The organism is Geminicoccaceae bacterium (genome assembly GCA_020638465.1).
Lineage (GTDB): Bacteria > Pseudomonadota > Alphaproteobacteria > Geminicoccales > Geminicoccaceae > JAGREO01.
Genome location: JACKIM010000001.1, coordinates 227,446 through 252,961 on the forward strand (window position 1 = coordinate 227,446; position 25,516 = coordinate 252,961).

Here is a 25,516-nt window from a genome sequence, read left to right on the forward strand (position 1 = left end):
TCATATCCGCCAGTCCTGTTATTTACGTCAATAGAAGACAGACCATGAACGAATCGCCCCCGCCCTTTGCCGATGCCCCCATCGAACGGAACCGCGACCGGTTCCTGCGCGAGCTGCTGCGCGAACTCACGGGCATCCTTGAGGAAACCGTCGGCCTGGAGGAAGCCGAGGGCTTCATCTCGCTGGTCGGCGGCCGGCTTGGACAGGTCATGAACGACGAATACCGCGCGGCCAATGACGGGGCCCTGCTCGATGCGCGGCAGGTCGCCCACGCACTGGTCGATCTCAAGCGCCGCATCGAAGGAGGATATTCCATCGAGAGCATCGATGCGAAGCAGATCGTCCTGGTCAACTCCGCATGCCCCTTCGGCCCCCATGTCAAGGGCCGCAGATCGCTTTGCATGATGACCTCGAACGTGTTCGGCAGGATCGCCGCCGACAATCTCGGCTATGCGCGCATCGAGCTTCAGAAATCCATCGCCTCCGGCGACGGGTGCTGCCGGGTCGTGATCCACCTGAGCGAAGGCGAGAACGGTCGTGAATATTTCGGTTGAATCGAATGGCCTGCCCCACCTGCTGATGCGGCAGTTCGAGCGCCTGCCCCGCGCGGCGATCATCATGGACATGAGCGGCGGCATCCATGCCATGAATTCAAGGCTCGCCTCGGTGACGAAAGCGGTCGTGGACGGGCATCGCAGCGGGCCGTTCTCGCTGGCGGACATCGTCAGGGACGATCCCCGCTCGCTGCTGAACGACATCCGTCACGCATCCCGCGGGGACCGGGTCGCGGTTCACCTCCATCGGGCCGACCCGCCCGATCGCTCCGCGACCCTGTTCCGCGTCTGGCCGCTCACCCTCCACATGGGTCGCGTACGCGATGTCTTTCTCGAAGAGGACGAGGCCCGGCAGATGCGCCGGGTCTTTTCCGACCTGAACACGAGACTCCGCCTTTCCAACAGGAACGAAGCCCGTGCCCGACACGAGGTTCGAAGGCTTCGCGATCGCAACGATTTTCTGGAGATATTCGGCCGGGCCGCGTTTCATGACCTCAAGTCGCCCCTGAACCAGATCAGGGGATGCACGACATGGCTGGCCGACGATTACTCCGCTCTCCTGCCGCCCGGCGCTCTCGAACTCCTGAAAATGATCAACGAGGCGACGGATCGGCTGCAAAAGCTGATCGAGAGCGTCGCATCCCTCTCCCACGCCGATTCGGCCACGCTGGAGAAGAAACGGATCTCCGTGAAACACTCGATCGAGGATGTCATCTCGTGCATGGACAAATCCGTCCTTGACGAGGAAATCCGGATCGAATGTCGTGGAAGCTTCTTCGATGTCGTTGGCGACGAATTTCTTTTCACACGACTGATGCAGAACATCATTGAAAATTCGATGAAGTACCGCTCGCCGAAAAGAGTTCTGGCGATCACGGTTTCCATGCAGCGGTCGAACCGCGGCGAGGTGCGGCTTTCACTGCGCGACAACGGTATCGGGTTCGACAATTCCCACGCCAGGAAGATCTTCGAACCCTTCCAGCGGTTGCACCTCTATTCGGATGTCGCGGGCAGCGGGATAGGGCTGGCGACCTGCAAGGCCATCTGCGATCGCCACGGCTGGTCGATCGAAGCCCGCGGCGAAGTCGATGCCGGTGCCGAATTCACGATCGCCTTCGACGACAGCCGGGCCGCACCGGACGTGACGACAGCCGTCCGAACCGACGAATTAAACCTGTGCGAGAATAAATGAATCATGTTAGTATCATGAGGTGAGATTCAATACTCAATCGCCGCGCCGGACTTGCGTTTGGAGCCGGCACGCTTATGCTGCATCGCAACAGAAAAGGCCGGGGTAGCGTCAATGCAGCGAATGAAGACCGGGATCTATCCGGGGACATTCGATCCGATCCACAATGGGCATATGGACGTGATCCGCCGGGCCACCGTACTGGTCGACCGGCTGATCGTGGCTGTCGCCATCAATGCCGGCAAGGACCCCCTGTTCGGCCTCGAACAGCGCGCGGCCATGGTCGAGGCCGACATCAACGGACTGATGGCCGCCAATGCCACCAATGGCACCCGCATCGAGGTCAAGCCGTTCGAGAACCTGCTGGTCGCCTTCGCGGCGGACAATCATGCGGACATGATCATCCGCGGGCTGCGGGCGGTGTCGGACTTCGAGTACGAGTTCCAGATGGCCGCCAACAACAAGCGGCTCAATCCGAAGATCGAGACGGCCTTCCTCATGGCGTCCGAGACCAACCAGTTCATCTCCTCGCGCTTCGTCAAGGAAATCGACAAGCTCGGCGGCAATGTATCGAGTTTCGTCTCGCCCCGGGTGCTCAACGAACTGGCCAAGCTCCGCCAGCGATGACCGTATCCGGGGCGAAACGCGCCGGGTGCGGTCAGCCGCCCTTCTGGAGCGAACGGGCGATGGCCATCTGGCTGCGCATGCCCTGCAGCACGAGCGAGAGATCGGAGCCGAGCAGGGCGAAGCCGAAGCCCATCGGCAGGTAGCGTTCGAGGAGCTCGCGCGAATATACACCGCCCAGGCCGACGAACTTGCCCTCGGCACGCGCCGCATCGATCACGGTGCGGTAGGCTTCGGCGATGCGCGGATGGTCGAGCTGGCCGGGTATGCCCATTTCGATGGCAAGGTCATTGGTGCCGAAAAGAAGGATGTCGACACCGGGAACGGCCGCGATCGCCCGGGCATTCTCGACCGCCTTCGGGCTTTCGATCATCGGGCAGATCAGGGTTTCCTCGTTGGCCCGCGCCATGGCCTCGGGCGCCGGCAGCGCCTCGTAGTCGAGCTGCGGCAACACCCCTCCCAGCGAACGGTGGCCCTGCGGGGCAAAGCGGCAACGATCGACAAAGGGCTCGATCTCTTCGGGCCTGTCGACGTGAGGAACGACAATGCCCACGGCCCCGACATCGAGCAGCCGGGACGCCACTTCGGGGGTCTTTCCGGGCACCCGCACCAACGGCACGACACCGGAACGGGCAGCAACCAGCGACAGTTCGCTGGCGAAATCGACGGTAATCGGATTGTGCTCCATGTCGATGAAGAGCCAATCCATGCCGCTCACCGCGGCCAGTATCGCAATCTCGGTCGAGCGGGCAAGGCGCGTGCCGAACCCCATCAGCACTTCACCCGCCGCCATCCGCTCGCGCATCTGCCTGCCACCCGACATGCCACTCTCTCCCCTGTTGCATCGGTTGATGATCTTCAGGAGAGAGCTAGCACGCTTCGGCAGGCGTTGCACGAGAGCAGGACGGCATCAGCGTTCCACGGAACCGCAGGCAATGGCGGCAATCTGGCTGCGATGAATGCCGATGTCGCGCAGGTCGTTGTCGCTCAGCGCGGACAGCTCGCGTCTGGTCGTGGCGATCAGCGCGCGGCGCTGCTGCCACGCACGGAAGCGGTCGAGGAACGACGCATCGTCGGAACGGCTGAACATCGTGGCGAAAAGGCCCATCGAACGGGCAGGGTTGACAAGGGCGTAAGACATAGGATCCTCCTTCGGATCACACGATATTTCGAGGATTTGGCGTTGAATGAGCGAAACGTTCCGGCCGGATCGTCAGCCGCGGCGGTCGTGGAGCCTGTTGGTGCTCTCTTCCGCGATGCGGGGAATGTCGCAGCGGGGGATCCCCAGATCATCCAGCTCGCGGTCGCTCATGCAATTCAGCTCGCGGACGGTCTGCTTGTACATCTCGCGACGGGCAAACCACTCGCGCATTGCGACAAAAAGGGTATCCCGGGAACGGCCGGCAACCACATCGGTCACCATCCGCAACATGCTGACGGGATTGATAAGGGCGTAAGTCATCTTGGTCCTCCAAGGTCAGGGTCCACACGCACAGGTCCGGTGTGCGATCCAGATAATGACCATTCGCGAGCCCGATTTGAACGCCCGCCTTCTCAATGCTGCAATGCAAAAACGCCGACACTCTCACCAGGAGCCGTATGATATAAATGGCGGGATTTTCTCGACCTTTGCATCTTCAGGCCGGTCCGATCGACCTGCTGATTGGCGTCGATGGCGAAAAAACGGAAGCATTGCGGGCACTTGAACAGGCCCGTGCGGCCTTTGCGCCGGTCCTCCCGGAACTCGCGGAAGAACTCGCTTCAATTCGCCTTGAAGTTGTAGAATCGGACCCGCCCCGGACCTTCAGGAGCCCCGTCGCCCAACGAATGTCGAATTCAACCCATGAGTTCCGCGAGCATTTCATCACCCCGATGGCAGCGGTAGCGGGAGCGGTGGCCGATCACATGCTCACCGCCATCATCGACGGGCGCCGTCTCGAACGGGCCTATGTCAACAATGGGGGCGACATCGCCCTGCATCTCGCTCCGGGCCGTTCGATGCGCCTGGGCATCGTCGGCGACATCGGCGATCCCGCGCTTGACGGGCATGTCGAGATCGACAGCGAAAGCGGGGTGCGGGGCATCGCCACCAGCGGCTGGCGCGGACGCTCGTTCTCCCTCGGCATCGCCGATTCGGTCACCGTGCTGGCGACATCGGCGGCGATGGCCGATGCCGCCGCGACCCTGATCGCCAATGCCGTCGACATCAATGACCCGGCTGTCGTCCGCCGCCCGGCTGCCGAACTCGACCCGGACTCGGATCTCGGCACCCGTCCCGTCACGGTCGATGTCCGAAGGCTTTCGGCAACGAATATCGCCACCGCCCTTGCCGCGGGCACCGCACGCGCCGAAAGTTTCATCCGGTCGAAACGGATCATCGCCGCGGCCCTGCGCCTGCAGGGCGACACGAGACTGGTCACGGCAGGCAGTCACGGCTTTCCGGGACACCCGCCACGAATCAGCACGGACGGCCCCGGGGCAACGTCCCGCGAAAACAGGTCGGACGGGGAATGACGCCGGACGCCGGTTGGACGGTCAAAAACGGTCGATGAGGCTCAGCCAGCCCAGTTCACGTCCACGTCCGCCGCGATGGCCAGGCGCACCAGCTGGGACAGGCTGCGGACTTCCATCTTCTGGATGATCCGCTGCCGGTGAATCTCGACGGTCCGCGGACTGATGTCGAGGTCGGCGGCGATCACCTTGGTCGGATGGCCGGCGGCCACCAGCTTCATGATCTCCGCCTCGCGCGGTGTCAGGCGTTCGTAGAGCATCTGCGCCCGCTCGCGGGTCTCCGCGTTCGACCGGCGCTCGCTCGCGGTCTGGCTGGCACTGCGGACGGCATCGAGGATCCGGTTGTCGGCGAACGGCTTCTCGATGAAGTCGACCGCCCCCAGACGCATCGCGCGAACCGCCATCGGTACATCGCCATGTCCCGTGATCATGATGATCACGAGGTCGGGCGCCCGTTCGCCGAGTACGCGCAACACCTCCAGCCCGTTGGTCCCGGGCATGCGGATATCGAGAAGGACCACCCCATGGCCGAGCCCGTCGAGCGCCGCGAGGAGTTCGTCGCCGGAAGCCATGGTGCGGACATTCACCCCTTCGGAATCCAGCAGCAACGAAAGCGAATCGCGCACCGCCTCGTCGTCATCGACGACGATGACCTCCATGGAATCATCACTGTCTTCAAGCATCGGCATGAACCTGCAATGGCAGATTGAAACTGAACACGGTACCACCGCCTTCCGCCGCACGGGCCCGCAACTCGCCACCATGCGCCTCGACGATCGTGCGACTGATCGACAAACCCAGCCCCATGCCACCCGGCTTGGAACTATGGAATGGCTCGAAGAGTGCTGCCTGCACCTCGGGCGGAATGCCAGCGCCAGTGTCGGCAACGCTGACCTCGACATCGCCTCCCCGCAGCCGGCTGGCTACCCGAAGTTCACGCCTGTCACACCCGGCTACAGCCTCTGCCGCGTTGCGCACCAGATTGACGATCACCTGCTGGATCTGGATCCGGTCGAACGGCACCTGCGGCACCCGCTTGTCGAGATCGACCTCGACGGAGATGCCGAGATCGTACTTGCCGATCATTGCCAGCTCGATGGACTCGTCGACCACCTCGCCAAGATCGTGCAGCCCCATTTCCTCGCGACCCTTCTCGAAGAACCGTCGCAGCCGCCGAATGACCAGCCCGGCCCGCTCCGCCTGCTGGGTGACCTTGTGAATGGCCTCGATCAGCTTGGCCCTGCTGCCCGGATCCTCGCGTTCGGCGAGACGGCGGGCAACCGAAGCATAGGTGGTCATCGCCGTCAGCGGCTGGTTCACCTCGTGGGCGATCGAAGCCGAAACCTGTCCGACCGCGCTCAACCTGCCGGCATGCTGCAACTCGCGCTCAAGCTCCCGGCGGCGGCGTTCGCTCTCCTCGAACAGGCGGCGCGACGCCTCCTGCTCGGTGATATCGTGGAGCACGATGACATGCCCCGATGGCGAACCGTGCTCATCGAAGATCTGCCCGCGGGACACGAGGATCTCGCGGATCGTGCCGTCGCGGCGGCGCAACCGGGCCCGCACGCGCTTCCCGTTGAGTTCGTTGTCACCGAGGCTGACAGGCTGATTGGTCTCTCCCAGAAGACAACGGACCACTTCGGCCAGAAGTCTTCCGTGTGCACTCTGCCCGCTCCACCCCGTCAGCATCTGGGCCGCCGGGTTGAGATAGTTGATGTGTCCATCGGGTCCGACGGTCACGACCGCATCGGCAATCGCACGCAACGTCACCGCGGCCCGTTCGCGTTCGGTGCGCACGGCGGCCCGTTCCATCTGCCGGACCACCACGCTCCATCCCGCCCAGGAGGCAAGGGCGCCGATCATCGCCGCACCGGGCGGAATCCAGACCCCGAGCAGTTGCAGCATGGCCGCCGATATCACCAGCATCAGCAAAATCACGGCAAGGGTGGCATAGAATGGCCGACGCGAATGCTGAACGAGAATCGACGAGGCGACCGCGAACGCGACGAGCACCGCGATCAGTAGCGGCCAGCGCAGTTCATGCCACACGATGCCATGACTGAGCGCGTTGAGCAGGTGGGCATGCAGCACGACACCCGGCATCGGCACGCCATTGCTGGAAAGCGGGGTCGAGAAGGTCGAACCGAGGCCGGAGGCCGTGGCTCCCACGAGGACCAGCTTGCCGCGCAGCCGCTCGGGCGAGATCCGCCCCTGAACGACGTCGGCGAAGGTCATGCGGTCGAAGCGATTGCGGGCCGAGAACGGGATCAGCGTCCAGCTCTCGTCGAGCAGCAGGGAATCCGGGCGCAGCGGGTCGAGATCGGCCCTGTAGCCGCCACTCTTCACGGCGCGCTCCAGCAGTGCCGCGACGAGATAGGGACGCTGGTTGGGTGGAAGACCCGTCGTCGGCCGGATCTTGCGCACCACGCCATCGGGATCGACCTCGAGCTCGACATGACCGAGACCGACCCCGGCCTTGATCAGCCGTGGCAGGGGGCGGATCTCCTCGGGCAACTGGCCGCCGACGCGCACGTCGGTGAACACCGGCATGACGACCGGCCCATAGGAACGGATCGCCCTGGCGAACTCCTCGTCCCCGGAGAGATTCTCCCAATCGGGCTCGGCGAAGATGATGTCGAACGCGACGCCGGCCGCCCCCGCCTCGTTGAGCCGGTCGATGAGTCTTGCATGCAGTCGCCGCGACCATGGAAAACGGCCGAGTTCGAACAGGCTGGATTCGTCGATGGTAACCACCACCACATCCGATGGGGCGGGCGGCGTCCATGAATGCAGCGCGAGATCGTAGATGCGGTTGTCCAGCCGTGTGGCCAGACCGAAGAAGCCCAGGAGCCCGGTCACCAATGCGATCGCCAGGACGAACCCGATGCGATCCCGCCTTCTGACCGGGGCCGTCCTCATAACATGAGCGCTAGGGCTGCGATGGCCGCGGGAATCGAGATCACCGCCCACAACGGGCGCGGGCCGAACCCGACCTGCACGGGCTCGCCATAGGGACCCGCATAGCCGTCCTCGTCGATGGCCCGCGCACGGACCCACCATGTTCCGGGCAAGGGCCGCGGCAGGCTGTCATGGGTCCCCTTGACCTCGAAGGTACGGTCGACCGTGGCGAAGTCCCTCGTCTTCGCGATCTCCACACGGTAGGCGAACAGCGGCTCCTGCTCCGGCCAGGAAACATCGAGCCGGCCGTCGCTCCCCTCGTGGGCGGAAAGCCGCACCGGCTGCGGGGGAGGAACCAGCCCGAATTCGGTCGGCCTGCTCGGCCGGCCCTCGTCGCCCGCGGCATCCCGGGCCATGACCTGCCACCAGTAGCGGCCTTCCTCCAGGTTGTCGTCCAGGGTCACGCTCGTCCGGGCGATACCGGACGCGACGGTACGGGCATTCGCCATTTGGGGATTGTCAGCAAGGCGAACCGTATAGGTCACGCCCGCCCCCGACGATTCCCAGGCAAGCCGCACCGGGTCGCCGCTTCGAAAGCGGCCCTCGCGCATCGGCGCCGGCACGATCGGCCGTGCATCGATCTCGATGGGGCGAGCCGCCTCGATGCCCTCAAGGCCAAGATCGTCCACCGCCCGGACACGCAGTCGATAGCTGCCGTCGGGCAGGTCGATTCCCCCTACGGCGGCGACATCCACCCGCCTGTCGAGGATGACGCTGTTGGCGGTTTCGTCGCGTGCGATCTCCACATGATAGGCTTGCGCCTCGTCGACCGGGGCGAAACGGATCGCCGACGGGAAACCCGCGATGACTTCGGGCACGCCGGACAGGTCGGGAGCCGCCAGAAGCGGGCGCGGCGGTACCGGAGGCTGGCCATAGTCGGCGGCACTGCCATAGTTCAGCGGGACACGGACGGTTTCACCGGAAGCGGCGAAGTCGACGCCGCCCTTGAGCACCTCGGTGCGGGCACTCTCGCCGCCATCATCCACCGCCACGCGGAAGACGGTCCCGCGCACCGAGGTCACGGCGGGCTTCGTCCACAGAAGAAAGCGGCCCGGATTGGCTTCGGCCGACGGGAAGAAGGTCGCCGCGGACCCCGATTCCAGCTTCATCTCGATATCCGAGATCGAGCCGTCCCCCAGAGCCGTCAGGCGCACGAAACTCAGACGGCTGTCGGGACCGAGGTCAACCGTCGAACCGTCGCCGAGAATGACCGAGACCCGGCCATCGCTGCCCGTGGTCACCACCACATCGGCCGTGTCGTCGATTTCACCGGCGGAAGCCTCGCTGACCGAACCGTCAGCATAGGCGAGCCGCACCGTTCCCGCCGGATCCTTCAATGCCGCTGTCATCGGCTGCTCGCGCAGCCATTCGCGCGGAATGAGCAGTTTCGAGCCGACGGGCATCCTGCGCGGACTCTCGATGCGGTTGCGTTCGCGAACTTCATTCCACAAATCCGGGTCGCGCAGATGCCGGTGCGCAATCTTCCACACGCTGTCGCCGGGCTCGAAACTGTAGACCCAGTCCTCGGCACGTGCCGAACCGGCAGCCAGCATGACAAGAACAAACATTCCAACCGGCAGAAACTTGCCCGACTGATCTTGATGGCGGTGATTCGTCATGGGTTGCTCAGAAAATTCCGTCGAGGGGAGTGCGGTGGCATGATAGCCGAGAGAACGTGACCGTGAAACATTCTCTCACGAATGGCACACCATGAGAGTCACCACGCCTCACCCCGACGGTAAGTCAACCACGCGATCGGCTAGCAGTCCGATCACCGTACACGTCGCTGGTCATAGGGGTTTCCAGCGCGACCAACATCTCCAATTGCGGGGTTGTTGGAAATACGGTTGTTCACTTACCAGCATCATCGAGAAGGAATCGGTTGACTTCCCGCCTCCTGCAACTCGTTGAATCAGAATATTGTTTTCGACGAGATCAATTGACGAAGCGGCTCGTGGATATTGGCGTTGGAAGCCACGATCGTGCCTTCCGCAAGCAGGTCGTCATCCCCCTCGATCCGGCTGACCCGGCCGCCGGCCTCGCGAATGATGAGGATACCGGCAGCGATGTCCCAGGGCTTCAGCCCGTACTCCCAGAAGCCGTCCTGCCGACCCGCGGCGACATAGGCGAGATCAAGCGAGGCGGTGCCCAGGCGACGCAATCCGCCGCAGACATCGGCCACCGCGGACATCTGCGCGTCGAAGCCCTTCCCCCTGCCCTTCCAGTCCTGCACCGGCAGGCCGCAGCCGATCAGCGCCTGCCCCATGTCGCTGCGACTCGAAACGCGCAGGCGACGGTCATTGAGAAAGGCGCCGTCCCCCTTGTCGGCCGCGAACAGCTCGTCCTTGAGCGGATCGTAGATACAGGCGGCGACAATCTCGCCCCGCTGTTCGAGGGCCACCGAAATGGCGAAATGCGGCATTCCGTGCAGGAAGTTGGTGGTGCCGTCGAGCGGATCGACGAGGAACCGGCTGGTACCGTCCCTGGCCTTGATCGCCTCGCCTTCCTCAAGGAGGAAGCCGTATTCGGGCCGCATGCGCTGCAATTCCTCGACGATGATCCTCTCCGCCTTGCGATCGGCGGCCGAGACGAAATCGGCAGGTCCCTTCATCGAGACCTGCAACTGCTCGACCTCACCGAAGTCGCGCACCAGATTGCGTGCGGCCTTCACGACGGCACGAATCATCACCTGGAGATTGACGGAGCGACGGGGCATTTCGGTTTCTTTCTTTCAATCGGCGGGCATCAACCGCCAAGCATCCTGTCCAGGGACAGGATCAGCGACCGCGCCGACACGGGATCATGAGTTGCCATGGGCATTGGCAACAGGAAGTCCGCACCGGCCGCGACCAGCCTTTCAGCCTCGTCGACACCTCCGAATCCCGTAGCCGCCACCGGAAGGACGAACAGTTCCCGCCACCAGACGAGAAATTCTTCCATCTCGTCGATAGCCGCAGACCCGTCCGCGTGACCGGTTAGCGTATAGTCCGCACCGTTCTCGCCTGCAACCATCGCGGCATGCCGGGACATGCCGCATCGTGCACCGATGATCGCGTCCCGCCCCAGATGGCGGCGCACCGCGCCGATGTCCGCATCATGGTCGACCAGCGCCCCGTCGACCGCGAGGCGGCCGTCATAGGGTCCGTCGATATCGAGGAAAAGCGCGGCCTCGCGGCCGGCAAGCCAGCGCCCCGCAGCGGCGATCCCGTCCTCGCCGGCAATCAGGCCGGCCAGCGACGGCAGGTCGCCGATTCCATCCAGGACCGCCTCGCCGGGCCAACGCAAAAGGAGGCGGCAAGCCGCCTCCTCCGCATCGATGAAGGGTCCCTCGGACTCGCTCACGCTGCCCCTTTATAGATGTCGATGACCCTGGAGAGCAGGTCCAGGGCTTCCGCCTTCGGTCGCTGGAAGCTGTTGCGGCCGACGATCGAGCCGGAACCGCCGCCCGCGGCAATTTCCCTGATCTCGCCCAGGAAACCCTCGGTGTCCTTGGCTTCGCCGCCCGAGAAAACCACAAGTCTCTTGCCGTTGAATGCCGCCTGCATGACATGTTCGATGCGCTGCTTGAGCGTATCCTGGGGCACGCCCTCATAGGCACTTTCGGCAGCCTTGAGATCGACGCCGGCCTTCGGCGGCTTCACCTTGATGATGTTGGCCCCGAGCAGGGCCGCCATGTGGGCCGCATAGGCACAGATGTCGAGCGCGGTCTCGCCGGCCTTGCTGACATTGCCCCCGCGCGGATAGGACCAGAGTACCGAGCACAGCCCGTTGGCCTTGGCCTCGGCGGACATTTCGCGGAACTCCTCCATCATGTTGTAACAGTTGGGGGAACCGGGATAGATGGTGAAGCCTATGCCGACGCACCCCAGCCGGAGCGCATCCTTCACCGTTCCGTGCACCGCCTGGTCGCCATCGCCCGCATGCAGGCTGTTGGCGCTGTTGACCTTGAGGATCAGCGGCATCTGGCCGGCGAAGGTATCGGCTCCCTGTTCGAGCGATCCCAGCGGCGCCGCATAGCCCGACAGGCCGGCATCGATGGCAAGCTCGTAAAGATAGTGCGGGTCATAGGCCGCGGGGTTCTTCGAGAACGAGCGCGCCGGCCCGTGCTCGTAGCCCTGATCGACCGGCAGTATCACCAGCTTGCCGGTTCCGGCCAGCTTGCCCTGCATCAGCAGGCGGTAAAGGCTCGCCTTCACCCCGGGATTTTCGCCCTCGTACCACGAAAGGATCTTCTTGACCTTCTCACTCATCCAGCAACTCCATCATGCAAGCCAGAGCCAAGTCCGCCGTTACCTACTACGCCGCCCGCCGGCAACCAAGGTCACAAGCCGGTGTCCGGAACCGGATCCAGTCGCCCCCTGAGCGTCCGGACCGTCCGATCCTCCCGGTCAAGCCGGATCACCGCGGCGGGCGGTGCATCCAACAGCCGACCACCGGCCTTTTCAACCATACTGCGCGCCGTCGAGCGAGCGATATAACCTTCACGATAGACAAACTGCCGAAGCCCGTGACGCAACCCGGCCATGACGATGCCGGCGCGATCCCCGCAATCGACAAGAATATGGCTCGACAGGGCGGACTCGACCGACCGGAGGAAACCGACACCTGCGAAACATGTCAATTCAGCGGGCGAATAGAGCTGCAATTCCACGCCAATGGTGCGTGAAAACATCAGGATCTCGCGCGCCTGGTCTCCACTCCAGAACGTCACCCACCAAACCGGCCGCTCGTCGCCGTTACCGCTCAGCGGCCCGTCGCCAGGGCGGCCACACCCGGCAGCTCCCTGCCCTCCAGCCATTCGAGGAATGCCCCTCCGGCAGTGGATACATAGGAGAAACGTTCGAGGACACCGGCATGAGCCAGCGCCGCGACCGTGTCGCCACCGCCCGCCACCGTCTTGAGCCTGCCCGCATCGGTCAGGTCCGCGGCCTTGCGGGCAACGGCATTGGTGCCGGCGTCGAAAGGAGCGATCTCGAACGCCCCCATGGGGCCGTTCCACAGCAGCGTGCGCGAATCCGCCAGCGCCTCGCCGACCCGCTCGACACTCCGGGGGCCGATGTCGAGGATCATGTCGTCCTCGCCGACCTCAGCGATATCGACCGTGCGGGTATCGGCATTCTCGCGGAACTCCGTGGCCACCACGGCATCGACGGGCAGGACGATCTCGACTCCCCCGTCCCTCGCACGCTGCATGATGGTCCTGGCCGTTTCGGCAAGGTCATGCTCGCACAGAGATTTTCCCACCTTGACACCCTGCGCCGCCAGGAAGGTATTGGCCATGCCGCCACCGATCACCAGACGGTCCACCTTGTCGAGGATCTGCCCCAGCACGTCGAGCTTGCTCGACACCTTGGCACCGCCAACCAGCGCCGCCGCCGGCCGCTCCGCATTGCCCAGCGCGGAGTCGAGCGCCTCGAGTTCGGCCTGCATCAGGCGTCCGGCATAGGCAGGCAGATCGGCGGTGACGCCAACCACGCTGGCATGGGCGCGGTGCGAGCAGGAAAAGGCGTCATTCACGTAGATGTCGCCATGCCGGGCCAGAGCTGCGGCAAAATCGGGGAAATTCTTCTCCTCGCCGGCATGGAAGCGGAGGTTCTCCAGCAACAGTACATCTCCCGGTTGCATCCCGGCCACCGCGGCATCGGCTTCCTCGCCGACGCAGTCGTTCGCGAAGGCGACGGGCCGGCCGCCCAGAATTTTCGAGAGCACCGGCACGACGGGTCGCAGCGACATGGATGACTGGACGCTGCCCTTCGGCCTGCCGAAATGCGAAATGATGACGACCTTCGCTCCGGCATCGGCCAGTTCGCGAATGGTTGTCGCGGCCCGCTCGATACGGGTTGCATCGGTAACCGCGCCATCCTGCATCGGCACGTTGAAATCGACCCGGACAAGAGCGCGCCCGCCATCGAGGCTCAATCCGTCGAGCGTCCTGAAATCGGCCATCGGTCCTGACTTTCGCTGCAAGAACATGGAAAAAACCGGGGTTCCCCGCGCTGCTACCATGACGCCCCGTCGCTGTCCATCGACCGCGTCGGGACATCGGCGCACAATGATCGTCCTCCATCGCCACTTCGACGCATGGCGCTTACCTCGGGTCGATATTGCTGCTAGTGCGTTGCAGCACCAAGACAAGCCGGTGACGGTCGCCTAAAGCTGGACAGGGCCATGTTCGACAAGATTCTGATTGCCAATCGTGGAGAGATTGCCTGCCGGGTAATCCGTTCCTGCCGCAAGCTCGGCATCAGGAGCGTTGCGGTCTACAGCGACGCCGACGCCGACGCGCTGCATGTCCGCATGGCCGACGAGAAAGTGCATCTGGGGCCGCCGCCGGCAGCGCAGAGCTATCTGCTCATCGACAGGATCGTCGAGGCCTGCAAGGCCACCGGCGCACAGGCCGTCCATCCGGGATACGGCTTCCTTTCCGAGCGCGCCGCGTTCGCACAGGCCCTTGCCGCGGCCGGGGTGGCCTTCATCGGCCCTCCCGTCGGCGCCATCGAGGCGATGGGCGACAAGATCGAGAGCAAGCGACTGGCGCGCGAAGCCGGCGTTTCGACCGTGCCCGGCACGCTCGACGCCATCAGCGACCCCGAAGAAGCCCGCCGGATCGCAGGCGAGATCGGCTATCCGGTGATGATCAAGGCGTCGGCCGGCGGTGGCGGCAAGGGCATGCGCGTCGCCATGAGCGAGGACGAACTGCTCGACGGACTCGAGCGCGCGCAATCGGAAGCGAGGAATTCCTTCGGCGATGACCGTTGCTTCATCGAGAAATTCGTCACCGAGCCACGCCACATCGAGATCCAGGTCCTGGGCGACAAGCATGGCAACTGCATCCACCTGGGGGAGCGCGAATGCTCGATCCAGCGCCGCCACCAGAAGGTCATCGAGGAAGCGCCCTCGCCGTTTCTCGATGCCGCCACCCGCAAGGCCATGGGCGAGCAGGCCGTCGCCCTCGCCAGGGCGGTGGACTATTGCTCGGCAGGAACAGTGGAATTCATCGTCGACGGCGAGCGCAACTTCTACTTCCTCGAAATGAACACCCGCCTGCAGGTGGAGCATCCGGTGACCGAGCTTGTCACCGGCGTCGACCTCGTCGAACAGATGATCCGGGTCGCCGCCGGCGAGAAGCTCTCCTTGACCCAGGACGACGTCAGGCTGACGGGCTGGGCCATGGAAGCCCGCGTCTATGCCGAGGAGCCATCGAAGGGCTTCCTTCCCTCCACCGGTCGCCTCGTCACCTATCGCGAGCCCGAAGGCGAAGGCGTGCGGATCGACACCGGCATCTACGAAGGTGGCGAGGTGTCGATGTTCTATGATCCGATGATCGCCAAGCTCTGCGCCTTCGGTGACGGCCGCGATGCGGCGATCGCCCGCCTGCGCGATGCCATCGATGGCTACGTCATCGAGGGACCCGGCCATAACCTGCTGTTCCTCAATGCGCTCCTGAGCCATCCCCGCTTCGTCGAGGGACGGTTGACGACGGGCTTCATCGCCGAGGAATACGGCGATCGTTTCGACGATCCCGATCTCGAAGGCGATGCGCTGATCCGCGTGGTCGCGATGGGTACGGCCATGCGCGCGCGGACCCTCAACCGGGCCAAGGCCATCTCCGGCCGCATGTCCGACCAGCCGCTGAAGCCCGACACCTCCTTTGCGACCCTGCTGGGTGACACGGTCTTCGATGTCGAGGTGGTCGAGGACGGCCACGACACCCGGGTGACCGTGAATGATGGACCGGCATTGACGATGCGGCTCGACTGGAGTCCGGGGCAGCCCCTGGTTGCGGCCGTCATCGATGGCAGGACATGGCGTGCCCATGTCCATCGCACACCCGAAGGTTTCATCATCTCGCATGCCGGATCGAAGGCGGAGCTGACCGTTCGCCGGCATCGTGCGCAGGAAATGGCCCGCCGCATGCCTCCCAAGCCGCAGGCCGACACCTCGAAGATGGTGCTATCGCCCATGCCGGGCCTGATCGTGCGCGTGGCCGTTGCACCCGGGCAGGATATCAAGGTCGGGCAGGAACTGCTCGTGCTGGAAGCCATGAAGATGGAAAATGTCCTGCGCGCCGAGACCGACGGCAAGGTCGAGAAGATCGAGATTGCCGCCGGCGACACGGTCAGTTCGGATCAGCTGTTGATCAGTCTCGCCTGAGGTGCCGATCAGCGGCGGCGGAGCCAGCCGGTGACAAGCGCATCCTGCAATGCCCTGGAGCGGACTTCCCATTCGTCCGCCTCCCTGCGAATGGCCGCAGTCGGCGCCTTCATCGAATCGTAGACGGCCCGGCGGGCGTCGTTGGCCGTCATGATGACGAACAGGCGCAAGCCGTCATCGGCCAGGAGATATCCCGCCAGCGCACTGGCGAAATCGAGACTGCCGGTCTTCGCCCAGACACGCAGCGCCGTGCCGTCGCCGGCAAGGCGCCGTTCAAGGCTTCCGGACCAGCCGCTTGTTGCCAGCAGTTCGGGCAGGTCGTGGCGGTCGAGGCCGTAGCGCAGCAGGGCTGCAAGCTGCGCCGGTGTTGCCCGCGTCGCGGGTGACAATCCCGAGTGATTCTCCATGTGAAGGGCGCTCCAGTCGGCGTCGATACGCGCGGTGACGATTTCCGCCGCAATCTGCGCCGATTGTGCCAGCGTCCGTGGATGCCGTCCCAGGCTTCCCGACAGCACGAGGCCCAGCGTCTCGGCCAGCTGATTGTTGGAATAAAGCAACATGTCCTCGACGAGTTCGGAAAGCGGCTTGCTGGAAATGGTCCGCAGCAGCCGGGCCTTCGGCGGTACGGTGCCGCGTTCGGGATCGTTCATCGCAATGCCCAGCCGTCTTGCCATGAGGGCGAAATTGCGCGCGGCGTGCATGCCGACATCGCGCACGGGTATCGCCCGGGAACGCTTCGGCCGCGCACTGGCGACAATGCTCCACGCCGGTCCCCGTTCCACCAGTGGCGGCAATCCACTGTAGTTGCCCATCCCGTCGGCCCGCATGGAGACCCGGCTGAACGCCAGCGCCATGGGTCCGACACCCGCGTTGTACGTGGCATCGGGCGGCTGATCGGGGTTGACTTCCGGGAAACGGGCGAAGGCGTCATCGTCCAGCAGCAGCCGGCCCTTCACCGTCCGGATGCCGGACGACCGCAGGCCCAGTGCCAGTTCCATCAGGTCGTCGATGTCGAACTCGACATCGCCACCCCCTTCGAGAACGAGATCACCATCGAGCTGGCCGTCCGACACGTCGCCATCCACCCATAACCGCGTCTGGAGGCGGTAGTCGGGACCGAGCCGGTCGAGCGCCGCCAACGCCGTCACCAGCTTGATGGTCGATGCCGGGATCATCGGTCGCTCGGGATCGCGGCTTTCCAGCACCTTGCCACTGGCGGCATCGACCAGCAGGTAGCCGATCCGGCTTCCCTGCAGGTCGAAGCGCCTGACGAGCGCATCCCCATCGGTGGTGGCAAATGCCGTTGAGGTGAATATTCCAAGACAAAGCGCAACGACCAGGATCCGCATGCACCCCTCGACGAACCGTTATCCCGCGGGCGCCGCCGGGTATCCGGAGCTAGATCCGCTCAAGCCGCCTCTGCTGGCGGATGGGCAGGTCCCAGAAGGGACGCGATGTCTCCCGGCGCACATCCCGGACATCCAGACCGAGGTCCGCCAGAGCCCTGTCGTCCAGCCCGGACAATTGTCGACGCTCGCGCGCCGTCTGCCACATCGCGACGATCAGGGCCAGTGGATATATCCACTTCAGGTTTGGTGAAGCCAGATCAATTCGATTGATGGTCGTGTTCAGCCTCATTTCCCACACTCCTTGTGAACGGCCACCAGTGTCGCATCGGCAATGCCGGAACGAACTCCGATCCGGTGACGGTAATCCGGCAACATGCATAACGGAAACGAATGTTCTTTATGAATTCCATAACGTGTGATAATCATGCGGACATCAGGACAGGTCAGGAACGGATCATGCGCAATATCGACACGACTCTTCTGCGCAGCTTCGCCGTCGTCGCCGAAACGGGCGGCATGACCGCGGCCGCGCGGCAGCTCAACCTCACCCAGGCCGCCGTCAGCCAGCAGATCAAACGGCTGGAGGAGATGCTGCAATGCCGGCTGTTCGAGCGCGACCGCAAGGAGTTCGGACTGACGGCCGCCGGTGAGCGGATGCTGTCCAAGGCCCAGCGGATGCTGTCCCTCAACGACGAAATCTGGGAGACGATGGTCCGCCCGGAGTTCGAGGGCGAAGTCCGTCTCGGCGTACCGCACGATATCGTCGCCCACCTGATGCCGCCGGTCCTTCGACGTTTCGACCGTGCGTGGCCGCGGATCCAGATCACGTTCGACTGTTCGGCCACACAGAACCTGTTGCGCCGCCTCGAAGGAGGCGAACTCGATGTGACGCTGACCACCGAGCCCGGCCCGGCCAGGGATGGCGATACCCTGATGCGCGAGCCGCTGGTATGGGTCGGCGCTTCGGGCGGCAAGGCGCATCTTCAGGATCCGCTGCCCATTTCCCTGGGCGAACCGCATTGCGCCTTTCATCCGGCCGTGGTCGAGGCGATCCGCACGATCGATCGCGACTGGCGGTCCGTCTGCAATCAGGGAAGCATGCAGGCCATGGAGGCGACCGTCAGCGCCGATCTGGCCGTTTCGGCGATGTTGCGATGCGCCGTCCCGTGCGATCTGGAGATCATCCCGGCCAGCGCCGGCCTCCCGCCCCTGCCGTATTTCCACATCAACCTCTATGTGCGCAAGGGAGCGGTTTCGCCGGCGGCCAACGAACTCGCCCGTCACATTCGTGACACACTGATGGCGGAAAGCATGGGTCACGCGGCTTGACGGCATGTCGAGCGGCGTTCTGCCGCAAGCCATCAAACCCGACGTTGAACAATTACCCATCTGTCGAATAGGTTATGGCCCTGCCAACACCGTCAGGAAAGCGGTGACCCGGCATGCAGGATCTGTCTGTCGAGGATGCAAACCGAGGAAATTCCGGCATGAACGATGTGAAAAAGCCGACCGCCGTCCGGCTCGAGGACTACACGCCGCCAGCTTACCGCACCTCGGCCGTCGAACTCCTGTTCCGGCTCGATCCGCAGGCCACGAGAGTGATCGCGAAGCTGTCTGTCGAACGGGCCGGGGACACCGAAGCGGGAACACCGTTGCGCCTGTCGGGTGATGGCCCGCAGCTGCTCGGCCTGTCGCTTGACGGCAGCCCGGTGGACGAGAGCCGTTATCGCCTCGAAGGCAGGGATCTCGTCATCGACGATCCGGGCGCGCAGTTCGAACTTGTCATCGAGACAGAGATCAACCCCCAGGCGAATACAACCTTGATGGGGTTGTATATCTCCAATGGGGTCTTCTGCACCCAGTGCGAAGCCGAAGGCTTCCGCAGGATCACGTTCTTCCAGGACCGGCCCGACGTGCTTGCCCGCTATCGGGTTCGCATCGAGGGCGACAAGACCGCCCAGCCGGTCCTGTTGTCGAACGGCAACCTGATCGAAAGCGGGGATCTGGACGAAGGGCGGCATTTTGCCGTCTGGGAAGATCCCTTCCCCAAGCCTTCCTACCTGTTCGCACTGGTGGCGGGCGATCTCGCGATGATCGAGGACCACTTCACCACCATGTCCGGCCGCGACGTCACGCTGCGCATCTACAGCGAGCATGCGTGCATCGACCAGTGCGACCATGCGATGATCAGCCTGAAGAAGTCGATGCGCTGGGACGAGATCCGCTACGGCCTCGAATACGATCTCGACATCTTCATGATCGTGGCCGTATCCGATTTCAACATGGGGGCCATGGAGAACAAGGGCCTCAACATCTTCAATACATCGGCAACACTTGCCCGGCAGGAAACGGCCACCGACAGCGACTTCGTCTCGGTCGAGAGAATCATCGCCCATGAGTATTTCCACAACTGGACCGGCGACCGCGTCACCTGTCGCGACTGGTTCCAGCTCACCTTGAAGGAGGGGCTGACCGTCCTTCGCGACCAGCAGTTCACCGCCGACATGCACTCGCCGGCGGTCAAGCGGATCAACGATGTCGTCCAGCTGCGCGAAAGCCAGTTCATCGAGGATGCCGGCCCGCTCGCTCACCCGATCCGTCCGTCGAGCTACATCGAGATCAACAATTTCTACACGCGCACGGTGTATGACAAGGGTGCCGAAGTCATCCGCATGATTTTTACCATGATCGGCGAGGATGCATTCCGCAAGGGCATGGACCTCTACTTCAGGCGACATGACGGACAGGCCGTGACCTGCGAGGATTTCGTGGCCGCCATGGCCGACGCCTCGGGCCATGACCTCACCCAGTTCCTGCGCTGGTACAATCAGGCGGGCACGCCCAGGCTCACCGTCAACCGCCACTATGCCGCCGATACGGGCCGCTTCATGCTGGAAATCAGCCAGGAGACGCCGCCGACACCCGGCCAGCCGGACAAGGAGCCGCTGCATATCCCCATCCGCATCGGCCTTGTGGGTCGCACCAGCGGCAAGGTGCTGCCGATGGCGCTGGAGGGCGAGAATTCGCAAGGCAGCGAGGAGCGCATCCTGGAACTGACCGAACCCGTCCACCTGTTCACCTTCACGGGACTCGGCGAGGAACCGATTCCATCGCTGCCGCGCGGTTTTTCCGCTCCGGTGATCGTCGACATGCCCATGTCCCGCGACGAGCTGGCCCACATGCTGGCGCGCGATCCGGATCCGTTCTGCCGCTGGGAGGCAGGGCAGAAACTCGCGATCGAGGTTCTTGACGAACTGATGGAACAACACCGCGCCAGGCAGCCGCTGGAGGTCGATCCGCGCCTGCCCGGGGCACTGGGCGCCGTACTCGACCTCGGCGATCCCGATCCGGCCTTCACCGCCAGGATGCTCGGCCTGCCGTCGCGTTCCTATTACGCCCAGCGGCTGCCGGTGATCGACGTCGAGGGCGTGATCCGCACGCACGACCACCTGCGCCGGCAACTGGGCAAGAGCCTCACCGGGAAGCTGCGCCAGGCCTACCAGGCCAATACCGCCGATGGCCCGTTCTCGATCGAGACGGAAGCCATGGCCAGGCGATCACTCAGGAATGTCGCCCTCGCCTACCTGGTTCGCGGCGGAGCCGACCGGGCGATTGACCTGGCGGTCTCCCAGTTCCGCGATGCCGACAACATGACCGACCGCATCGCGGCCCTTGCGGCCCTGCTCGACGTCCAGGCGCCGGGATATCAGGAACACCTCGACAGCTTCTATGAGCAATGGAAACATGAACCGCTCGTGGTCAACAAGTGGTTCGCCCTGCAGGCGATGATGGAGGATGACGACAGTCTCGGCCGCGTGCACCGGCTGATGGAACATCCGGCGTTCAACATGTCGAACCCCAACCGCCTGCGCTCGCTGATCGGCGTGTTCTGCATGGCCAACATGAAGGGCTTCCATCGCGCCGACGGGGCCGGTTATGCCTTCCTGGGCGATATCGTCGCCGATCTCGACCGCCGCAACCCGCAGGTGGCCTCGCGGCTGCTTGCCGTGCTCGGTCGCTGGCGCCGCCACGATGCCGGCAGGCAGGCGCTGATGAAGGCCCAGCTGGAACGCATCCTTGCCATCGACGGCCTTTCCAGCGATTCTTTCGAGATCGCCAGCAAGAGCCTGGAGGGCTGAAGCCGGCTTCGATTGACTCTGGTCATCATCGACCGGACGTTCCAATCGTTCAACAAAATGGAACACACGTTCCACAACAACGGCCCGTGTGGGTCAGCGATTCGAGGAAGGGCCATGAGCAAGAACATCGGGCATTTCATTGGCGGCAAGCGCGTCGCCGGCAAGAGCGGCCAGACATCGCCGGTCTTCAACCCGGCTACGGGCGAGCAGAGCGGCGTGGTGGCACTGGCCAACGCCTCCGAAGTACAGGAAGCGGTCGATGCCGCCCGCAATGCGCAAGCGGACTGGGCCAACACCGCGATCATCCGTCGTGCGCGCACCATGTTCAAGCTCAAGGAGCTGATCGAGGCCCACATGGACGAGATCGCCGCGACGGTCACTGCCGAGCACGGCAAGACCTTCGACGATGCGAAGGGGTCCGTTACCCGCGGACTCGAGGTGGTCGAGTTCGCCTGTGGCATTCCGCAATTGCTCAAGGGCGAGTTCAACCACAATGTCGGCACCAGCGTCGACCTGCTGTCGGTACGCCATCCCATCGGCGTCACGGCCGGCATTACCCCCTTCAACTTTCCCGTCATGGTGCCGCTGTGGATGGCGCCCCTGGCCATTGCCTGCGGCAACGCGTTCATCCTCAAGCCATCGGAAAAGGATCCGAGCAGCTCGATGATGCTGGCCGAACTGGCGCTTGAGGCGGGGATCCCGGCCGGCATTTTTCAGGTGGTCAACGGCGGCAAGGATGCGGTCAACGCCATCCTCGAAAATCCCGGCATCGGTGCTGTCTCGTTCGTCGGCTCGACCCCCATTGCCGAATACATCTACCAGACCGGCACCAAGAACGGAAAGCGCGTGCAGGCGCTGGGCGGGGCCAAGAACCACATGGTCATCATGCCCGATGCCGACATGGACATGGCCGTCGATGCGCTCATGGGTGCCGCCTACGGTTCCGCCGGCGAACGCTGCATGGCGGTCTCGGTGGCCGTCCCCGTCGGCGAGGCCACGGCCGATGCACTGATCGAGAAACTCTCGCCGCGCGTCAGACAGCTGGAAATCGGCCCGGGCATGCAGAAGGGTGCCGAGATGGGACCGCTGGTTACAGGCGAACATCTCGCCAAGGTGCGCGGCTATGTCGACCTCGGCGTCAAGGAAGGGGCGGAACTCGTCGTCGATGGCCGCGACTTCAAGATGCAGGGCTACGAGAACGGCTTCTTCATCGGCGGCTGCCTGTTCGACAAGGTCACCGAGGACATGCGGATCTACAAGGAGGAGATCTTCGGTCCGGTGCTGTCGGTGGTGCGCAAGCCGGATTACGCGTCGGCGGTGAAGATCGTCAACGACCACGAATACGGCAACGGTACGGCGATATTCACCCGCGACGGCGACGCCGCCCGCAGCTTCGCCAACGAGATCAATGTCGGCATGGTCGGCATCAACGTTCCCATTCCGGTGCCAATGGCCTTCCACAGCTTTGGCGGATGGAAACGTTCGCTCTTTGGCGATCATCACACGCATGGAATGGAAGGCGTGCGTTTCTACACCCGCCAGAAGGCCATCACCTCACGCTGGCCGACGGGCATCAAGGCCGGTGCGGAGTTCAAGATGCCCACCATGGGTTGATTGCTCCACCGCAAGCCAGTTCTTCGATAAGGGCCGCCTTCGGGCGGCCCTTTGCATGTCTGCCCCGCTGCTTGCCGGATCGCACCGGATTCGTTCCGTTTCGCTCACATCGTAAGCGAAAAAGCGTATGGAGCCGTGAAAAAATTCAGATGCGGCACTGCTGGGGAACACAAGGCAATCCCTATCGCATTCGCAGGAAAACCCAAACGCGCAAAAAGACAATTTTCCGCCCCACACATCTGAACGGGCCAATGATAATTAACCAATAACGCGATCTTGTATGATTGTTTATAATATCATAATTGAATCTCGACACGTTTGCATGGATTCGCCGCAGGTGGAAATCCATTACATGAACTTGCGTGGGAAAGCCGATTATTCACTTGTCTAACCGTAATTCATCGACATCACCGTTACATCGCAATCCTGGGCCATGACGGCACCGGTTTCGCCGGTCGCCATGCCGGCCCCGCGCTCGAACGCTGACGGCAGCATGATGGCATGATGGTCCACGGCACGCCGATCCGCACCCTTCTGGCGAAGAACATCGCATTCGTGACGATCATCATCTCGATCACGATCGCGGCCGCATCGATGTCCATCTTCAAGTTCCAGCAGGATCAGGCCGAGCGGGTCCAGCTGCAGATCAAGATCACGAACTATGCCAATCTGATCGATGCCAATCTCAGGGTCGCGGACTTCGCCACCATCGCGCAACTCGCCGAACTCGCGGCCATCGACCCCGATTTCAACATGGTCCGGGTGACCAATCATCTCTCCACGGTCATCATGGAATATGCCTCACCGGACTTCACGTCTTCGAGCGTGGTGGAAAGACGCCTCATATGGAGCCCGGATCCGGAACGCTACGGCCACAGTTCGCTCGAATTCGGCCTGCGGCCCCAGCACTTCGACCGGCAGGACATCACCGTGCTTGCTGCGGTGGGCATCCTCAACGTCGCCGCCTGCACGATCCTCGGCGCATGGCTGTTCCATACCATCCATGCCCGCATCGGCGTGCCGCTCAAGGACATCTGCGACGCCATCGAGAACCATCAGGGCGACAACTGGCAGCAGATCCGGGTCAACGGGCCGCAGGAAGTCCAGGCCCTCGGTCACGCGCTCAACACGATGGCAGGCGATCTGGTCGACCGGGCCAATCATGACGCCCTCACCGGCATGGCCAACCGCTGGGCCATGCAGCAGCACCTGGACCAGACCATCGCCGGCGCGTCCAGGGCAGGCCAGCGCGTCGCCATACTGCTCGCCGATCTCGACCATTTCAAATACATCAATGACCATTTCGGCCACATGTCCGGCGATGGCGTCCTGACCCAGTTCGGCACCCGGCTGGGCTCGCTGGTCGATGAAAACATCCGCGTATTCCGCCTTGGCGGGGACGAATTCGTCATTGCCATCGAAAATGCGGACAATCGGAATACCAGGGAGACGCTGGACAGCCTCGCGGAGTTGTCCAGCCACGAGTTCGAGGTGGGCGGCATGCAGCACCGCCTTTCCTGCTCTGTCGGTTCGGCCGTCTATCCCGACGACGCCAGTGACGTGCAGGACCTCATCCGCAAGGCCGATCTGGCCCTCTACCGGGCCAAGGCCAACGGTCGTCACCGGCATGTCGCCTATGATGCGTCCCAGTTGAGCGAAAATGCGATGTGGGTCGCGATATCGGGCTGCCTTCGCGCCGCGGTCGACATGCCGCTGCTGCATCATGCATTCCAGTCCATCCACCTGACGAACGACGGTGTCTGCTGGGGCGCGGAAGCGCTGATGCGCCTGCGCAGTCACGAATTGCCGCGCGCAAACTTCCCACCCGACATGGTGATGCGTGTCGCCTGCGAGCTTGGCATGCAGGATTTCGTTGCGATGAAAACCATTGAAAATGCACTCAACTGGCTGTGCCGGCAACCGCATCCGATCAACGTCACCCTCAACCTGTCGTGGGAACAGATCGCCCGGCCCGAGTTGCGCGAGATCCTGATCGAGCAGATGAAAACGCGCGGCATCGACCCCCGCCGCGTGGTCATCGAGCTGACCGAGGACCGATTGCTTCAGGACCCCATGCTTGGAGAGGTTCTGCATTCCTATGCCGAGACCGGAGTGGCCATCGCGCTCGACGATTTCGGCACCGGCTTCAGTTCGCTGAGCTGCCTCACCAGACTGCCCGTCACCATCGTCAAGACCGACAAGTCCCTGATCTGGGGTCTCGCGCACGACCCCAAGGCACGGGCTCTGTTTCTGGGCATCGCCGATATCGCCCACCGGCTCAATCTCACCATCATCGCCGAGGGCATCGAGACGGAGAACCATCTTGAGGAGGCCCGCTCGGCCCGGTGCGATCTCGTTCAGGGTTTCCTCTTCGGCAAACCGGCAATCTCGCAACTGCGCATCGCGTGAACCCGGTCGTCGTTC

The 25,516-nt window shown here is 63.6% G+C and carries 22 protein-coding genes; 9 read left to right on the forward strand and 13 right to left on the reverse strand.

The window, feature by feature from the left end; all coding sequences use genetic code 11:
- Nucleotides 1-44: 44 nt before the first annotated feature.
- The 3 genes from H6851_01020 to coaD all read left to right on the forward strand — a co-directional run bounded on the left by H6851_01020 (nucleotide 45) and on the right by coaD (nucleotide 2,370).
- Nucleotides 45-554, forward strand: a complete 510-nt coding sequence (locus H6851_01020; GenBank protein ID MCB9942190.1) for a transcriptional regulator — start codon at nucleotides 45-47, stop codon at nucleotides 552-554.
- Nucleotides 538-1,746: a HAMP domain-containing histidine kinase gene (locus tag H6851_01025; GenBank protein MCB9942191.1), complete on the forward strand. Its 1,209-nt coding sequence runs from the start codon at nucleotides 538-540 to the stop codon at nucleotides 1,744-1,746. Before H6851_01020 ends, H6851_01025 begins: the two co-directional genes overlap by 17 nt.
- Before the next feature lie 111 nt (nucleotides 1,747-1,857).
- Nucleotides 1,858-2,370 carry a pantetheine-phosphate adenylyltransferase gene (coaD, locus tag H6851_01030; protein ID MCB9942192.1) on the forward strand — a complete coding sequence of 171 codons (513 nt, stop codon included), beginning with the start codon at nucleotides 1,858-1,860 and terminating at the stop codon, nucleotides 2,368-2,370.
- Between the two features lie 31 nt (nucleotides 2,371-2,401).
- On the opposite strand, the gene H6851_01035 is transcribed toward coaD, so the two are convergent.
- The 3 genes from H6851_01035 to H6851_01045 all read right to left on the reverse strand — a co-directional run bounded on the left by H6851_01035 (nucleotide 2,402) and on the right by H6851_01045 (nucleotide 3,739).
- Nucleotides 2,402-3,190, reverse strand: coding sequence for an aldolase (locus H6851_01035; GenBank protein MCB9942193.1), 789 nt, complete (start codon nucleotides 3,188-3,190; stop codon nucleotides 2,402-2,404).
- 87 nt (nucleotides 3,191-3,277) lie between these two features.
- Nucleotides 3,278-3,457: a DUF1127 domain-containing protein gene (locus H6851_01040; protein ID MCB9942194.1), complete on the reverse strand. Its 180-nt coding sequence runs from the start codon at nucleotides 3,455-3,457 to the stop codon at nucleotides 3,278-3,280.
- Between the two features lie 123 nt (nucleotides 3,458-3,580).
- Nucleotides 3,581-3,739, reverse strand: coding sequence for a DUF1127 domain-containing protein (locus H6851_01045; GenBank protein MCB9942195.1), 159 nt, complete (start codon nucleotides 3,737-3,739; stop codon nucleotides 3,581-3,583).
- A 236-nt stretch (nucleotides 3,740-3,975) separates the two neighbouring features.
- Between H6851_01045 and H6851_01050 the strand changes: the two genes are divergently transcribed.
- A complete protein-coding gene (locus tag H6851_01050; protein ID MCB9942196.1) occupies nucleotides 3,976-4,881 on the forward strand; it encodes a UPF0280 family protein in 906 nt (301 codons plus the stop codon).
- A gap of 41 nt (nucleotides 4,882-4,922) precedes the next feature.
- On the opposite strand, the gene H6851_01055 is transcribed toward H6851_01050, so the two are convergent.
- The 8 genes from H6851_01055 to H6851_01090 form a co-directional block, all read right to left on the reverse strand.
- Complete coding sequence (locus tag H6851_01055) at nucleotides 4,923-5,537, reverse strand: response regulator transcription factor (GenBank protein ID MCB9942197.1); 615 nt, start codon at nucleotides 5,535-5,537, stop codon at nucleotides 4,923-4,925.
- Nucleotides 5,538-5,553: 16 nt separating this feature from the next.
- Entirely contained in the window at nucleotides 5,554-7,737 is a 2,184-nt protein-coding gene (locus H6851_01060; GenBank protein ID MCB9942198.1) for a CHASE2 domain-containing protein, read from the reverse strand.
- 56 nt (nucleotides 7,738-7,793) lie between these two features.
- A complete protein-coding gene (locus H6851_01065; GenBank protein ID MCB9942199.1) occupies nucleotides 7,794-9,455 on the reverse strand; it encodes a FecR domain-containing protein in 1,662 nt (553 codons plus the stop codon).
- A 293-nt stretch (nucleotides 9,456-9,748) separates the two neighbouring features.
- Nucleotides 9,749-10,552, reverse strand: coding sequence for an inositol monophosphatase (locus H6851_01070; protein MCB9942200.1), 804 nt, complete (start codon nucleotides 10,550-10,552; stop codon nucleotides 9,749-9,751).
- A 29-nt stretch (nucleotides 10,553-10,581) separates the two neighbouring features.
- Complete coding sequence (locus H6851_01075; GenBank protein MCB9942201.1) at nucleotides 10,582-11,178, reverse strand: thiamine phosphate synthase; 597 nt, start codon at nucleotides 11,176-11,178, stop codon at nucleotides 10,582-10,584.
- On the reverse strand, nucleotides 11,175-12,086 hold the full coding sequence (locus H6851_01080; protein ID MCB9942202.1) for a class I fructose-bisphosphate aldolase: 912 nt from the start codon (nucleotides 12,084-12,086) through the stop codon (nucleotides 11,175-11,177). The genes H6851_01075 and H6851_01080 overlap by 4 nt, the downstream gene beginning before the upstream one ends.
- Nucleotides 12,087-12,157: 71 nt before the next feature.
- Complete coding sequence (locus tag H6851_01085) at nucleotides 12,158-12,634, reverse strand: hypothetical protein (protein MCB9942203.1); 477 nt, start codon at nucleotides 12,632-12,634, stop codon at nucleotides 12,158-12,160.
- Nucleotides 12,580-13,782, reverse strand: coding sequence for a phosphoglycerate kinase (locus H6851_01090; protein ID MCB9942204.1), 1,203 nt, complete (start codon nucleotides 13,780-13,782; stop codon nucleotides 12,580-12,582). Before H6851_01090 ends, H6851_01085 begins: the two co-directional genes overlap by 55 nt.
- Nucleotides 13,783-14,004: 222 nt before the next feature.
- Between H6851_01090 and H6851_01095 the strand changes: the two genes are divergently transcribed.
- Nucleotides 14,005-15,990, forward strand: coding sequence for an acetyl/propionyl/methylcrotonyl-CoA carboxylase subunit alpha (locus H6851_01095; protein ID MCB9942205.1), 1,986 nt, complete (start codon nucleotides 14,005-14,007; stop codon nucleotides 15,988-15,990).
- 8 nt (nucleotides 15,991-15,998) lie between these two features.
- Here H6851_01095 and H6851_01100 read toward each other — a convergent pair whose 3' ends face one another.
- Nucleotides 15,999-17,339 carry a D-alanyl-D-alanine carboxypeptidase gene (locus H6851_01100; protein MCB9942206.1) on the reverse strand — a complete coding sequence of 447 codons (1,341 nt, stop codon included), beginning with the start codon at nucleotides 17,337-17,339 and terminating at the stop codon, nucleotides 15,999-16,001.
- Nucleotides 17,340-17,388: 49 nt separating this feature from the next.
- Nucleotides 17,389-17,628: a DUF1127 domain-containing protein gene (locus tag H6851_01105; protein MCB9942207.1), complete on the reverse strand. Its 240-nt coding sequence runs from the start codon at nucleotides 17,626-17,628 to the stop codon at nucleotides 17,389-17,391.
- 167 nt (nucleotides 17,629-17,795) lie between these two features.
- On the opposite strand from H6851_01105, the gene H6851_01110 reads away from it, so the two are divergent.
- The 4 genes from H6851_01110 to H6851_01125 all read left to right on the forward strand — a co-directional run bounded on the left by H6851_01110 (nucleotide 17,796) and on the right by H6851_01125 (nucleotide 25,501).
- Nucleotides 17,796-18,668 (forward strand): LysR family transcriptional regulator, encoded by an 873-nt coding sequence (locus H6851_01110; protein ID MCB9942208.1) that lies wholly within the window; start codon nucleotides 17,796-17,798, stop codon nucleotides 18,666-18,668.
- Nucleotides 18,669-18,826: 158 nt separating this feature from the next.
- Nucleotides 18,827-21,478, forward strand: coding sequence for an aminopeptidase N (gene pepN / locus H6851_01115; protein MCB9942209.1), 2,652 nt, complete (start codon nucleotides 18,827-18,829; stop codon nucleotides 21,476-21,478).
- 114 nt (nucleotides 21,479-21,592) lie between these two features.
- Nucleotides 21,593-23,092, forward strand: a complete 1,500-nt coding sequence (locus tag H6851_01120) for a CoA-acylating methylmalonate-semialdehyde dehydrogenase (protein ID MCB9942210.1) — start codon at nucleotides 21,593-21,595, stop codon at nucleotides 23,090-23,092.
- 501 nt (nucleotides 23,093-23,593) lie between these two features.
- Nucleotides 23,594-25,501 (forward strand): EAL domain-containing protein, encoded by a 1,908-nt coding sequence (locus H6851_01125; protein ID MCB9942211.1) that lies wholly within the window; start codon nucleotides 23,594-23,596, stop codon nucleotides 25,499-25,501.
- Nucleotides 25,502-25,516 lie beyond the last annotated feature (15 nt).